Origin of the sequence: Streptomyces sp. CB02009 (genome assembly GCF_001905825.1) — a bacterium.
In the GTDB taxonomy this organism is placed as follows: domain Bacteria; phylum Actinomycetota; class Actinomycetes; order Streptomycetales; family Streptomycetaceae; genus Streptomyces.
The window spans coordinates 41,262-55,880 of sequence record NZ_LIVV01000012.1; the positions used below are offsets into that span (position 1 = coordinate 41,262).

Sequence of the window (14,619 nt, forward strand, 5' to 3'; positions counted from 1 at the left end):
GGGATCCGCGTCGAGGCGGGCTCCCGCTCCCGCCGGTGACACGACGTCCTCTCGGATCAAGAGAATTCATGCGTCGGGTACGTCGGGGTTCCGGCCTTCCTCGGAGAGCAGCCCGATGCCCGGGTAGTGCTTCCGCTGGTTGGAGTGGATCATTTCGTTGGGTGATTTCAGCCCGACGAGTTCTCGGGTGCGCGTGGCGAAGGCACGGGAGGACATCGCGGATGCACCTTCGTGGTGACACCACGTCGTGTACGCGGAGTAGAGCGCCGTCTGCTCGGCGCGCAGCCCCTGGTCGAGTCGACAGCATTCCCCGTAGAAGCGTCCTGTGTGGTCCTCGGTCTCCGCGTAGGCCGTCGTGGCGATGCGGACCCTTTCTGGGCCCGTGAGGTCCCGCTGGCCAGCGAGATAGCGCCGGGCGCCGTCGATGAGCCAGTTGAGGATGCCAGGACCCTCTTCTGTCACGAGTACGTCGGCGAGGTTGTCGACCTTGCGCTGATCGGGGACGACGCGTTCGAAGGGGATGAGGCGCATGCGCCGCCAGAAGGCGAAGCCTCCCGTCCCGACTTCGGGCCTGTGGTTGCCCTGGAGCCACAGTTTGTGTGTGGGCTGGAAGCTGAAGAAGTCCTGACGCATGCGGCGCGCCTTGATGCGCTCGCCCCCTGTGAGCAGCTTGACCCGTGCCTCGTCGAACCGGTCACCGGGTTTCACTTCGGAGCAGACGATGACCCGTCGGCCGTGGAGTTCCGCCAGGTCCGTCGGATGACCCTCGTACGGCCGCGCCATCAGGAAACCGGGCGGGGCGGCGTCCGCGTAGTCGCCCAGCACCTTCATCAGCACGTCCATCAGCACGGACTTGCCGTTCTTGCCGGACCCGAAGAGAAAGGGCAGAACCTGCCCGCCGACGTCGCCGGTGATGGAGTAGCCGAGCATCAGGTGCAGGTAGGCGATCACCTCGCGGGCCGGTTCGTCGTCGCCGAAGGTGTCCACGAGGAAGCGGTCCCAGCGCGGCGTCGGCATCGGCAGGGGGCAGACCGTGGTCGACCTGGAGTGGAAGTCGGTGCTGGGATCTGGCGATTTCAGGAGGCCGGTGCGCAGGTCCGCGATTCCGCTGGGAGTGCACAAGGCGTACGGGTCGGCGTCCAGACGGCCGGCGTGCAGCACCATGCCAGGTGCCGACCTCGCCTGGACGAGCATGGCGTTGATTCCCGCGGTGGACAGAGAGCGTCGGCTGTGGTGCAGCAGGGCGGTACTGCTGAACCGGCCGTGCGGGTCTTCCGCGGACATGTTCTCGGCAAGGTCGCCGGCAGTCCAGAAGACGGTGTCGTCCTCGTCGATCTGCCAGCGGGTGGTGGCCCACCGGAACCAGCCGATCCCCGGCACGTGCCGGTAGTCGTTGGCGTGGAGCCGGACGAACAGCTTGGCGTTGCCCCGGTCGGTGAGGGTGTCCGGCAGCAGAGCGTCTGCAGGCTCCGAGTCCGTCGGTTCCGCCGCCAGGGAGGGCGGCGGAACCGACAGCCGGGAACGGATGCGGGCTGCGCCGCCCTCCCTGGCGGAACCCAGCGGAGATTCGGAGCGGGGGGAGGTCACCGGCGCCCCGCGCGCGCAGTGTGGGACCACACGTGCGGACAGTCCGAGGAAGTACGGACCCGCAGCTGGTCGGCGCCCCCCACGGGGCCGCTCTGTCCGCGCGGCGGCCCAGCGTGCTGGGTGGGGCCAGGAGGCAAGCTGTGGTCTCGGCCGCCCCGAGGAGCCCGGAAGCGGCGCAGCGGGGTGTCAGGGCCGCCTGAGAACGACTGAGAGTTTGCGATCGGGATTCCAGGGCCGACGGCGGGGGCATGTGAGGGGCGGCCACCGTGGCGTGCGCCGGGCGGCGCCACAGCCGCTGACGGGACCCGGTCGAGCTCGACGCCGGAGAAATTCGGGGAGTCGGCCCGGTCGAACAAGGATTCAGCAGTCATCGATACCCCCTGTCAGCTACTGAAGCGACTCAATAATGCACACACCATGGCGGTGCCCATCAGGTGTGATCACTGATGGTCGCCGCTTTCGCACGGACCCTTTGGGTGATGGCACAAAGGTGGGCGGGAGAGTGCCTGTCTGTGCGCCCAACGCCAGCCGGAATGCCCGGACTCTCTGCGAGGAAGCAAAAGAAACCGCAGGTCAGTACCGGTTTCGGTGCCCAGTAAAAGGCTCAGGCGACGGAACGAAGTGTTCCGGCGCGCAGGCGCTCTCGCCTCGGCTTGCGGGAGAGGCGCAGGGCGGTCCGCATCAGCTGTCTTGTTCCGAAGAGAACCCCTTTGACCTGCAGCTTCTTCGAGTGCGTGGGGGGCGGCCCACCGGCCTGGTTCCTCGAGCCGGGGTGCTGGTGGGGAGTTGCCCACCCGGCGGCGGTCCTGCCCCTGCCCAGTGGACGGGGGGACACGGGTTCTGCCTCACTTTTCGGGCGCCGGTTTCCGGACCGTCTGTTCTCTGTTTCCGTTTTGCGGCCGTGACGGTAGCACCGATCGCGCCAGTCGTTGCTGAGTAATGACTGGGGTAGAATTGAGTAATCGCGCGGAACATCGACCCCCGGTCGCTTCTGTAAGGAGCCTGCAAGGCTCCGCGTCGAGGCATATGTGAGGGATTCCAGAAAAGCGGATGGGGACGCTCCCCGGACGCTGTCACTGTCGTAAGGTCGGCCTCCTCATGGACCGCGACATACGACTCGACGAGGCGGCGACGGGCTGCGCCTGCCCATCCGCGACACCGGCGCGCCGATCGCGGCATGACGTGCGCCGGGAAACATGCCCTCGGCGATGCCGTCGGGCGGGACCTGCCGGAAGAGTGGGGCGTCCGCCGCCGGAAAGCGGCGGACGCCCGGGCAGGCTTTCGACGCAGACACTCCCCGCTCTGCTGTCACCTGCCGGCTGGACCGTGCTACGTCTCGTCCAGCCTCGCCCGGGGGGTCGACGTCCCCTTCGACCCGAACCCCGGACCATCTGTGGCCGCCTGGACAGTCGGTCCGGCGCGATGCGCCGGACCTCGGCGGACCGTTCTTCGGTAGCCCCCGCAGGCGTGGGACGACTGCCTGGTGGCCGAGCCGCCCTCCTTGATCCTGCTGGGCCCGGGCCCAGGAGATCAGCTACGAGCGAGAGGAGCCCGGTGGCTGATGGAGCACGGACGCCGCTTGGAGTGCGTTGGGCGGCTCGTGTTCATTTCTACAGGTCCGGATCGGCGCAACCGCTGGGGGGCGCCCCCCAATGACCACCCCCAAGTTTCACGGCGGGAAGGCGCCGCCATCGTGCCCTTGGGGTGAGTGGGATGACGCGGCCGGGGCCGGGGAGAGCGGGGAGGGCCGACCGGGTGGTCATACACATCCGTAGGAAGCGGGACGACGTCTCCTGACGCCGCGGCAGCCCCCGGGTGAGCTGCCGATGGCTAGAATCGATTTCTGGTGTGAGGTGAATTGGGGTAGTGAGGGTGGATATCTTTCCTGTCTTCGAGAGGGCGGCCGACCTCGGTCACATGAAGGACTTCCTGGCGGATCTGCCGGAATCCGGTGGCCGGGCCGTGATCGTCGAGGGCGAGGCGGGGATCGGCAAGACACGGCTCATCGAGAAGACCCAGGAGCTTGCCATGGAACTCGGCGTGGTCGTGCTCTCCGCCTCCGGTTCGGACCTGGAGCGGAAGTTCCCCTTCGGCATCGTCAGGCAGCTCTTCGAGCTGCCGCTCCTGCGGGCTTCGGACGAAGACGGCCTGCTGATCGGCGCGGCCTCCGCCGCCTCACACGTCTTCACCGGAGAGAACGGGCCGACCGGCAACAGTGAGGCGGCGACCCTCCACGGCCTGTTCTGGCTCACCGCCAACTTCTGTAGTGGGCCGACCCTGATGGTGATCGACGACCTGCACTGCTGCGACGTGGCCTCGCTGCGGTACCTCGCCTACCTCCTTCCGCGCCTGAAAGAGCTCCCCCTGCTTGTCGTGGCAGGATTCCGCACCGGTGAGCAACCTGAGGACGGCCCGCTCTTCAGCCGCATCCTCACGGATCCCGGTGTCGTCGAGATCAGCCCGGCCCCGCTCAGCGAGCAGGCCTCCCACGACCTGCTCCGGTCCGCCATCGGTTCGGACGTCGACCCTGAGTTCGCGACGGCGTGCCGAGCCGCTACGGCGGGCAATCCCTTGCTGTTGCACGCGCTCGCACGGACCGTGCTGCTTCAGGACATGACCCCCGAGGCGGCCAACAGCTCGCGGGTGGCCTCGCTCGGACCACGCGCGCTCTCCCACTGGGTCGCGCCGCGCCTCGCACGTGTGGAGGACACCACCCGACGAGTTGCCGAAGCGGCCTCCGTGCTCGGCCCCGGAGCGCAACTGGACGCCCTCGCGGAGCTGGCGGAGACGGACGTCCTGGCGGCGACCGAGGCCACGTCCGACCTGGCGCGACTCGGCCTGCTCAAGATCGAGACTGCCGGGGAGTTCACCAGCCGGTCGGTCACGTTCAGCCACGCTCTCGTCCAGAGCGCGGTCTACGGCACGCTGACAGACCGTCAGCGTGCTACTGCCCACGCACGCGCGGCGCGTGTCCTGAGTCGACTCGGCGCCGACGGCGACCGGGTGGCCGCTCATGTCCTCCAGACCCCCGCGGGCGACGACGGCCCGGAGATCGTCGCCCTGATGCGGAGCGCGGCGGCGGCCGCGCTGCTGCGCGGCTCTCCGGAAACGGGATACGCGTACCTGCGCCGGGCGCTCAAAGAGAAGATGCACGACGAGGAGCGACTGTCACTGCTGCGGGAGACGGCGGCCGTCGCCGTCCAGGTCGACCTCATGGAAGCCGCTCCACTGCTGGAGGAAGCCCTCACCTATACCACCGACCCCGCAGAACTCGCCGACATCAACGCTCGCCTGGGCGCCGCGTACGGCTTTCTCCGCGCCCCGGACCGCGCCTGCGACGCATTGCAGGAAGCCCTGCGCCATCTGCCTCCAGAACAGGAGGACGAGCGCCGCCGACTCGAAGCGACGCTGCTCGTCGCCGTCTTCGTCGCCCCTGGACGGGTCTCTCTCAGGGACCGTCTGCCGGAACTGAGGAGCTTGCCGGCCTACGACAGCATGGGTGGCCGCATGCTCGACTGCATGATCGCCAGCCAGGCCATGGCCGTCGGCGACACTTCGGAACTGCACCGGGTGCGTGAAGCACTGGTGGATGGCCGACTGGTGCGGGAGGCGAACGGCGAAGGCCCCCTGGTCTGCGGCTGGATCGCCCTGCTGGCCTCCGACGATCCGCTCGGCATGACCAGCCTGGAACAGGCCGTCAAACACGCGCAACGGCAAGGCTCGCCGCGCGCCATCGCCCCCGCCTACAGCTTCCGCTCGCTCGCCCTGCTCTGGGCCGGGCAGCTTTCGGAGGCGGAGACGGACGCCAGGACGGCGCTGGGTCTCGCCGAGACAGGCCGGGTGGACATGGACCCGTGCTTCGCCGGGGCCTATCTCGCGCAGACGCTGGTCGAACAGGGCCGGCTCGCCGAGGCCGAGGCGGTCCTCGAAGAGCTGAGCGTCCTCCCGCCTCACGATTCTCCCGGCCCCGTCTACTACCTCTTCGACGCCCATGCCCGGCTCCTCAGGGAGCAGGGCCGATTCCAGGCCGCCGCCAGAACGGCGCGCGACGCGTCCAAGGTCTGGCAGTTCTACGGATTCGACAATCCCTCCTTGGCCGGGTGGCGGACGGAGCTGACGCTCGCACTGCACGCGCTGGGAAGGAGCGAGCGTGCCGGGGCGCTCGCCCGCGAGGAGGTGGAGGCGACCCGGAAGTGGGGCGCGCCCCGCGCGTACGGTCGGGCGCTGCGCGTCCTGGGCGTCGTCACCGGCGGTCAGGAAGGGATCGCCTCGCTGCGCGAGTCCGCTGCCGTGCTGGCACGCGGAACGGCGAGGCTCGAATCCGCGAGGACCGCCTTCGCACTGGGTACCGCTCTCGTGCCCGACCGACGGGACGAGGCTCAGCAGCATCTCCTCCAGGCGTTGGACCACGCCGACGTCTGCGGAGCCGCGCCGTTGATGGCGGAGTGCACCACCGCGCTGCGCGCCGCGGGCTTCCGCCCTCGCAGGACCAGGGCCACCGGACCGGATTCCCTCACGCCCAGTGAGCGCCGTGTGGCGCTGCTGGCCATCACGGGAGCGACGAACAGAGAAGTCGCCCAGGAACTCTTCGTCACGCCGAAGACCGTGGAAGTCCATCTCTCCAGCATCTACCGGAAACTCAGGATCTCCTCACGGGAGCAACTTGCCGACTTCGCCGGGCGGCTCGCTGACGGCACATGACTGCCTCCGGCGGGGGCGCGGCGAAGTCCATGGCAGTAAAAACTTCTGACGGGGCATAACTGAACGGATTCCGCTCCGGAACGGGCGGGGTGCGGTACTCCGGGATGCGAGGTAGGTCGTATGGCGATCCACGATGGTGAACGCACCCTGCTCGAACGCGGTGATGAATGCGCTTTCATCCGGTCGGCGGTCGAGGCATCCCTTTCCGGGGACGGCGGTCTCATCCTGTTCGAAGGCCCCGCCGGCATCGGCAAGAGCAGGCTGCTCCTAGAGGCACAGGACCTCGCCGGCGCTGGGGGAGCGGTCGTGGTCTCCGCCAAGGCATCGGAACTGGAGCAGGATTTCGCCTACGGCGTCGTGCGACAGCTCTTCGAACCCTTGCTGGCGACTGCGGGTCCCGAGAAGAGAGAGAGCCTCTGGGCCGCCCCTGCCGATCAGGCGAAGGACATCCTGGTCAACGGGCCCGCGCAGACCCCCGTGGGTGACTTCGCGCTCCTGCACGGGCTCTACTGGCTGACAGTGAACGCGAGCCAGCACGCTCCTCTCGTCATCCTGCTCGACGACATCCAGTGGGCCGATGTCCCGTCGCTGCGCTACATCGCGCACCTGCTGCCGCGCCTGGCCGACATGAACGTCCTCGTGGTCGCGGCGCTGCGCACCGGGGAACCGGCCGCGGACGCCTCCCTCCTCGATCAGATCGTCGCCTCGTCCGCCACGCGTGTCGTCCGGCTGAATCCCCTGAGTCCCGACGCCACGGGAGTTCTCCTCCGAGAGATCCTCCGCTCCCTGACGGACAGGGAATTCTCCGACGCCTGTTACAACGCCAGCGGAGGGAATCCGCTTCTCCTGCGCGAACTCGCCCGCACCGTTACCTCTGAGAATCTCGCTCCCGCGCGGAAGAATGCCGATCAGGTGGCGGGACTCGGCTCACCCACGGTGTCCCGGATGGTTGAGGTACGCATGTCCCGGCTGCCTCCGGAGGCGGCCGCACTCGCCCTGTCGGTTGCCATCCTCGGCGGACCGGTCGAGATGCTCCACGCAGCGGCGCTCGCCGACCTGCCCGACGACGTTGCCGCTCGCAGCGTCGAGGCGCTGGAGCAGCTGGAGATCCTGCGGGTGGAACGGCCCGCGGAGACCGTCTCCTTCGTGCACCCGCTCCTGCAGCGCGCCGTCTACGAATCCGCCAGTGCCGCCCGGCGCGCCCTGCTGCACCAGCGGGCTGCCGATCTCCTCCTCGGCAGCGGTGCCGACGTCGAACGCGTCGCCGCGCACCTGCTGCGCGTCCCCCCGCACCGGGGGGACGCGACCGTGGCCGTACTGCGCCGAGCGGCCGACCAGGCGTCCTTCCACGGCTCGCCCCAGACAGCACTGACCTATCTGGAGCGAGCCCTGCTCGAACCGACGAGGCTTCCCGCCGAGCGAACGGAACTCGTCCGCCAGGCCGGCCTGGTGGCCCAGCAACACGACTGGCGCAAGGCGGCCGACTACCTCATGGAGGCGTACGAGCGGACATCCGGTGTCGAGGAGCGGGCACTGCTGGCAGAGCACCTCGGCCGTGCCCTGTTCATGGTGGACCGGAACCACGAGGCCGTTCCCCTGTACGAACGGGCGATCGCCGGTTTGGACGACTCCCTTCGGGACCTGCGTCAGCGTCTGCAGGCGGGGCTCATCAATGCGGCCGTGTCCGACACGGAACTCCACCCGACCGGGGACGCACTGGTCGCCCGGCTGTGGGACGATCCGACGACGAACGGCCTCGGGGGCAGATCACTGGACTCCCTGCTGGGATGGCACGCCTCGCTGGCCGTCTCGGTGGAGCCGGTGACCGCGCTGGCCCGTATCCGTCGTGCCGTTGCCGACGATGTCCTGCTCGAACGCGCCAACGGGACCGAGGCGTTCGCCGACGCGTGGTGGGTGCTGATCGCCGCGGACGAGGAGCAGGCACTCAGCCTGCTTGACAAGGCACTTGCCGAGTCGCACCGGCGCGGCACGGTGGCGGCCACGGCCGGGGCGTACTGCCTGCGGTCGCTCGCCTGGCTCCGTCGCGGGTCGCTCGAAGAGGCGGAGGGCGACGGAACTCTGGCCATGCACCTGTGCGACACGGCCCACTTGCGCGTGGCGCGGCCGCTCACGGCCAGCTTCCTCGCCGACACCCTGATCGAACGGGGCCGGCTGGACGAGGCGGGGCGGGCCCTGGACTGGTGGGACCGGTCCACCAGGTCGGCCACCGCCGCGCAAGCCTTCTGGCCCGAGGCGAGCAGGGGAAAGCTGCTGATCGCGAAGGGCGAGGTGGAGGCAGGGCTTGAGCTGCTGCTCGCTTGCGGGCGGAGACTGGAGGCCCAGGGCTGGCACAACCCGGGGTTCCTCAGCTGGCGGGCGGAGGCGGCGATGGCGCTGCGCGCCGTGGACCGGATGGAGGAGGCGCGGTCCTACGCGGTGGAGGACCTGCGCCGCGCCCGCCAGTGGAAGGCCCCGTGGGCACTCGGCCGGGCGCTGCGGATCGGCGGCACTCTGGCGAAGGAGCGGGGGGACCTCGCTCTGCTGAAGGAGTCGGTACGAGTGTTGGAGCCGTCGCCGGCACGGCTCGAATTCGCGAAGTCCTTGCTTGAGCACGGTGCGGCGCTGAGGCGCTCAGGGCGGCGGCAGGCCGCCCGCGGACAGCTCGAACGAGCCGTCGAGGTGGCCCTGCGGTGCGGGGCGCCGGCCGTCGTCGAGCGCGCGCGCGGTGAACTCGCCATCGCGGGAGGCAAAACGCAGGGGAGCGCCTCTGACGGGCCGGCGTCTCTCACTCCGGCCGAGCGCAGGGTCGCCGAACTGGTCGCCACCGGAGTGACCAACCGCCAGGTGGCTCAGGAACTGTTCATCACCCCCAAGACGGTCGAGGTGCACCTGTCGATGGTGTACCGGAAGCTCGGCATCACGGCGAGGGCTCAACTGGGCGGGGCGCTCGACGCGGAAGGGGGCCGGGCCGCAGACTGACGGCGACGGGTCGCCTCGGGAGGTTTCAGCAGGATGCTCAGGCGGTGGACCACTGGGAGACGACGTCGTCGTGGACCGTGATCCACATGCCGTCTCCCGCCGACGCCACGGTGTGCATCGGCAGGGGCTCCGGATACACCACGGAGTCGGCTAGTTCGAGGGACGGCATGTCCAACAGCCAGCTGCGCGGCGGGGTGACGCCGTCGTCGAACGTCGCGAGGACGGACGACGCGTCGCGGTGGACAAAGGTGTACAGGCCCGGATGGCCTTCGGGGAGTATGTCGGCCATGAGCCGCTCGGCAAGGAGCACGTTCGACGGATGGGCGTGACTGCGGAGAGTGCTGAGGCTCCGGGTGAGGCAGTGATTTCCGTCGGGTGCCACGGCCTCCAGGGACTGGTGGTCGTCATGGGAACTCTGGCCGAGCGGCTCCATGACAAGACGCCGCCCTGTCGCACCCACCCAGTATCCGGATACCCAATCGTGCTCCTGGCCTACGACCAGGCCGACCTGTCGGCCGCCGGGATGGGGATGGAGTCGCGCGTAGGAGAGGTCCACCCCCAGCGAGGCACGTGCGAGCAGCTCTCCCGTCGCGGCGTCGTAGGCATGGCACTCGTCGCCGTCGAACGGGCCGTCCGGGCCCTCGCCGTCCGCTTCCTCGGGCCGCACCACGACCCACAGCACGGAACCGTCGGGAGAGAAGGCGCAGGCTCCGCGTCCGGAGGGATAGTCGCTCCAGTATCCGTGCTGACGACGCCACTGGATCCCGCTCAGTGGGCCGGAGCCCGCGACCTCGATGCCGTCGTCACGGGATACGGCCAGGAGGCAGCCGCCCCGGCCGACGGCGAAGTCATCGGCATCGCCGGAGTCATGGCGCAGGGGAAGGGGAAACCGGTGGCGCTCCTCCAGGTCGGCGTCGAGCACGATAGCCTCCCCGGGTCCGCCGCCGTATGCCATCCACCAGCCGCCGCCCCAGACCGGAACCACCCCCGTGGGTCGGCCCGGCAACGTCTTCCGCTTGAGCAAACGTGCACGCATGGGTGGGGACGCTACCGGTCGCGTGTGTCCGCCTGTCGGAGTAATCATTGCTCAACATGCAGGTCAGCGTGGTGCGTAGGAAGTGGTGAGCGCAGCGGTCTGTCATGGATCCGGAGCACGGTCGTTGCGGGAGTATCGCGTCCACGACGGGGGAGACGTGGACGCGATACCCGCAGGAGCACCCGTCCAGATCGGGTGACGCCCGGTCGGGACCGATCCCGTGGGGAGGAGGGTGGACCTCTCCTCCCCACACACGCGTGGGGAGTCCCGGCCGTTCCATGGAACCGCCGCGTCGTCGCGCACGGGAGAGTAGGGCGTACTCAATTCTCGGAACGACGTCCTTCCGTCGTGAGCGGTACCGCTGGTCCCCGCGCCCGCGATCCGGTCACGACGGGCTGTCGCACAATGCCGTCAGCGCGCGTCGCCAGACGGTTCGGATGTCGTCGGACGCACAGCTGAAGTCGTGCGTCAGCTGATCCCAGGACTCGAAGGAGGTGAGTGTGCAGACCGCTGCGACGAACCCTTCCCGCCGGCGGGGGGCGAGCGCGGCGAGTTCGCTGCCGAAGTGGTCGCGCACCTGCTCCGCCATACGGCCACGAGCGCGGTGCAGCGTCGCGGCGAAGTGCGGATGGTCGAACGCGCGGGCTCGGCCGTAGCGGGCGAACGGTGCGATCTCCTCGTACAGGGCGATGCGGCTGTCCGCATAGCGCCGCACGCGTTCGTCCGGTGTTCCCGTGCCGATGCCGGGGATCTCGAAGAGTCCGCCGAAGCGGTCGAAGTACGCGGCCGTCGCCTCGTGTAGGAGATCGTCGAGGGTGTCGAAGTATCGGAACAGGGTCGCCGAGGAGACTCCCGCCCGTTCCGTCATCTGCTGGGGTGTGGGTGGTGCGGAGCCCTCCTGGAACAGGGCGATCACGGCCTCGATGACGGCCAGGCGGCCCCGGTCGCGCCGTGCGCGCCGTCCGTCCGTCATCTTCGGCTTCGGTTCTGAGTTCACGGATCCATCCTAGGTATCCGGCAATCTTATGAAAGTTTCACTCTCAAAATCTATTGAGAGTGAGACTCTCATTGGGTACGTTCGAAACGCGGCCGGCGAAGGCGGCTTTCCGCCCGACAGCGGTCCGCGTCACAGGCGGTCGGCCGGGGCAGCCGGTCGCGAGAACCCGTCGCCCGTGGCCAGGGGTGCGACCCGCCGTCAGACCCCGTAGGTGCGGCGACCCTTCGAAAGGGCCATGATCGTGACGGCTGTCTACCGCCGTACCGAACTGCTACCCGTCCCGGTCGCCGACGTGTGGCGGACGCTCGCGGCATTCGGCGACATCAGTTCCTGGGCACCCAACGTCAGCCATTCCCGGCTGATCGACGACGCGACGCCGGGCCGGGGAACCACGCGGCGCGTCCAGGTGGGCCGGATCTCCGTCCTCGAGACGGTGATCGAGTGGGAGCCGCCGTACCGGCTTGCCTACCGCATCGAGGGACTGCCACCGTGGCTCGGGCGGATCACCAACGAGTGGCGGCTCGACGCCGAAGCGGAGCGCACGAGAGTCACCATCATCACCACCGTCCGAGCTAGGGGGCCCCTGCCCACGCCGCTGCAGTCGATCGTCGGCCGGCGCCTCGCGGCCGCGTCCGAGCACCTGCTGGCCGGCCTGGGCACCCATCACCCACACACGGGAGTGAAGCCGTGAGCACCGAGCAGCGTCCCGACGTCGTCATCGTCCTCACGGACGAGGAGCGGGCGGCACCACCGTACGAGAGCGAGGAGCTCGGCGCCTGGAGGCGCAAGGCGCTCCCCGGCCGGAACTGGTTCGACGACCACGGCGTGAGTTTCGAGCGCCACTACACCGGATCCCTCGCCTGTGCCCCGAGCCGGCCGACGCTCTTCACGGGGCACTTTCCCGATGTGCACGGTGTCACGCAGACGGACGGCCTGGGCAAGCGAGCCGACGACTCCCGGATGCGCTGGCTCCGGGAAGGCGAGGTGCCGACCCTCGGGCACTGGTTCCGTGCCGCCGGGTACGACACCCACTACGACGGCAAGTGGCACATCTCCCACGCGGACCTGGAGGACGCGGACGGCCGACCGCTTGCCACCAACGACGAGCAGGGCCGGATCGACCCGGCCGCGGTGCAGACGTACCTGGACGCGGACCGCCTCGACCCCTTCGGCTTCTCGGGCTGGGTCGGGCCCGAGCCGCACGGCGCCGCGCTCGCCGATTCCGGGCTCCGCCGGGACCCCCTGATCGCCGACCGGGTCGTGGCCTGGCTACAGGACCGGTACGAGCGCCGGCGCGCGGGCGACGAGGCGGCGCTCAGGCCTTTCCTCCTGGTCGCCAGCTTCGTGAACCCGCACGACGTGGTGCTCTTCCCCGCATGGGCCCGGAGCGGTGACCCCCTGCCCCCTTCTCCTCTCGACCCGCCCGCGGTGGCCCCCTCGCCCACGGACGACGAGGACCTCCGTACCAAGCCCTCCGCGCAGGTCGCGTTCCGGGAGTCCTATCCGACAGGCTACGGACCCGCCCCGCTCATCAGCCGCACCTACACCCGCAAGGCGCAGCAGTACCGTGACCTCTACTACCGGCTGCACGCCGAAGTGGACGGCCCGCTCGACCGCGTCCGGCGGGCGGTGACTGAGAACGGCTCGGCGCACGCGGTCCTGGTCCGTACCGCGGACCACGGGGAACTCCTCGGAGCCCACGGCGGACTGCACCAGAAGTGGTTCAACCTCTACGACGAGGCCACCCGCGTGCCGTTCGTGGTCGCGCGCGTGGGCAAGGACGCGACGACCGCCTCCACCGTGACCGACATGCCCACCTCGCACGTCGACATGGTCCCCACCCTGCTGGCCGCCGCCGGAATCGACCAGGACGCGGTGTCGGCCCGGCTCCGAGAGTCGTTCACCGAGGTGCATCCGCTGCCGGGCCGCAACCTCCTGCCGGTCGTGACCGATCCGCGACTGGCCGACCCGGCGCGCCCCGTCTACCTGCAGACCCGTGACAACATCCTCGAAGGGGACACCGGCGCCTCGGGCCTTGCGCGCAAGCTCGGCCGTCAGAACCGCCCGCCCCTGCCCCTGCGCATTCAGGTGCCTCCCCACGTGGGCACCAGTTTCGAGGGCGTGGTGACCCGTGTCGACGCGGCGGACGGCGGGCAGGGCCACCTGTGGAAGCTCGTCCGCACCTTCGACGACCCGGCCACCTGGACCGAGCCGGGCGTACGGCACCGTGCGGCGGACGGCCCGGGCGGCATCGTCCACCGTGACAAGGCGCTGCCCGACGAGTGGGAGATGTACGACCTCACCACCGACCCGATCGAAGCCGACAACCTGGCCCACGGCTCCTGCCCTCCGGAGCCCTTCGCCCACCTGTGCCAGGTACTCAAGGACCAGCGGAAGGAAGCCGTGCCCGAACGCAACGCCCCCTGGCCGCACGAAGCCCGCAGGGCGCCCTCGGACGCGCCGAAGGTGCCGGGCGTACTCAAACTGGTACGCGGGGCCGCCCGGCGCGCGGGCTTCCACCCGCACGATCCGCATCCGCTCCGGGTGGACGCGCGCGGGAAGCGGGCGCTGGTCGTCGCGACGAACCACGGGGCGCTCGACGTCGGCAAGCCGACGGGAGTCTTCGCCAGCGAGATGACCGTGCCGTACTACGCCTTCCTCGACGCGGGCATGGAAGTCGACCTGGCCAGCCCGGCCGGCGGACTGATCCCCGTCGACCCGCTGTCGATGAAGCCCCCCGTCCGGACCGAGGCGGACGACAGGCTCCTGGCGGACGCGGCGCTGAGGGCCAAGGTCGCCGACTCCCTGCCCGTCGGCGGACGGACCGCAGCCGACTACGACCTGGTCTATCTGGCCGGGGGCTGGGGCGCCGCCTTCGACTTCGGCACCTCCGCCGAACTGGCCGCCCTGGTCACCGAAGCCCACGCCGCGGGGCTGGTCATCGGCGGCATCTGCCACGGCCCCCTCGCGTTCCGCATGGCCGTCACCGAGGACGGCAGGCCCCTCGTCGAGGGACGGCGCGTCACCGCCGTCACGGACAAGCAGGTGCGCGAACTCGGCATCCAGTCCACGCCGTTCCATCCCGAGACCGAGCTGCGGAGCAAGGGGGCGATCTTCGAATCGGCCACCCGCTTCCGTGATCCGCTGGCCAATCACTGGGTGGTCGACGGGCGACTGGTCACCGGGCAGAACCAGAACGCGGGTCCCATGGTGGCCCGCGAGATGCTCCGGCTGGTCTGCTCGGGAGGAGCTCCCGCGGACGCCTGACCGCCCGTCCTCCGGCGGCGCTCCGTCGTCCGGCGGAAACCGTCGAGCGTGG

General features: G+C 69.7%; 7 protein-coding genes. 4 read left to right on the forward strand and 3 right to left on the reverse strand.

Annotation, left to right across the window (positions count from 1 at the left end; all coding sequences use genetic code 11):
- Positions 1–66: 66 nt before the first annotated feature.
- Positions 67–1,515, reverse strand: coding sequence for a DNA primase family protein (locus AMK27_RS36545; protein ID WP_073918275.1), 1,449 nt, complete (start codon positions 1,513–1,515; stop codon positions 67–69).
- Positions 1,516–3,459: 1,944 nt separating this feature from the next.
- On the opposite strand from AMK27_RS36545, the gene AMK27_RS36550 reads away from it, so the two are divergent.
- Together AMK27_RS36550 and AMK27_RS36555 are read left to right on the forward strand one after the other, a co-directional pair.
- Positions 3,460–6,288 carry a LuxR C-terminal-related transcriptional regulator gene (locus tag AMK27_RS36550; protein WP_143204905.1) on the forward strand — a complete coding sequence of 943 codons (2,829 nt, stop codon included), beginning with the start codon at positions 3,460–3,462 and terminating at the stop codon, positions 6,286–6,288.
- Positions 6,289–6,408: 120 nt separating this feature from the next.
- A complete protein-coding gene (locus AMK27_RS36555; protein WP_073918030.1) occupies positions 6,409–9,267 on the forward strand; it encodes a helix-turn-helix transcriptional regulator in 2,859 nt (952 codons plus the stop codon).
- A 37-nt stretch (positions 9,268–9,304) separates the two neighbouring features.
- Here AMK27_RS36555 and AMK27_RS36560 read toward each other — a convergent pair whose 3' ends face one another.
- Positions 9,305–10,189 carry a hypothetical protein gene (locus AMK27_RS36560; RefSeq protein WP_073918032.1) on the reverse strand — a complete coding sequence of 295 codons (885 nt, stop codon included), beginning with the start codon at positions 10,187–10,189 and terminating at the stop codon, positions 9,305–9,307.
- Positions 10,190–10,688: 499 nt separating this feature from the next.
- Positions 10,689–11,300 (reverse strand): TetR/AcrR family transcriptional regulator, encoded by a 612-nt coding sequence (locus tag AMK27_RS36565; protein ID WP_143204906.1) that lies wholly within the window; start codon positions 11,298–11,300, stop codon positions 10,689–10,691.
- 235 nt (positions 11,301–11,535) lie between these two features.
- Between AMK27_RS36565 and AMK27_RS36570 the strand changes: the two genes are divergently transcribed.
- Together AMK27_RS36570 and AMK27_RS36575 are read left to right on the forward strand one after the other, a co-directional pair.
- Positions 11,536–11,991 carry an SRPBCC family protein gene (locus tag AMK27_RS36570; protein WP_073918036.1) on the forward strand — a complete coding sequence of 152 codons (456 nt, stop codon included), beginning with the start codon at positions 11,536–11,538 and terminating at the stop codon, positions 11,989–11,991.
- Positions 11,988–14,567 carry a sulfatase-like hydrolase/transferase gene (locus AMK27_RS36575; RefSeq protein WP_073918038.1) on the forward strand — a complete coding sequence of 860 codons (2,580 nt, stop codon included), beginning with the start codon at positions 11,988–11,990 and terminating at the stop codon, positions 14,565–14,567. Before AMK27_RS36570 ends, AMK27_RS36575 begins: the two co-directional genes overlap by 4 nt.
- Positions 14,568–14,619: the final 52 nt, after the last annotated feature.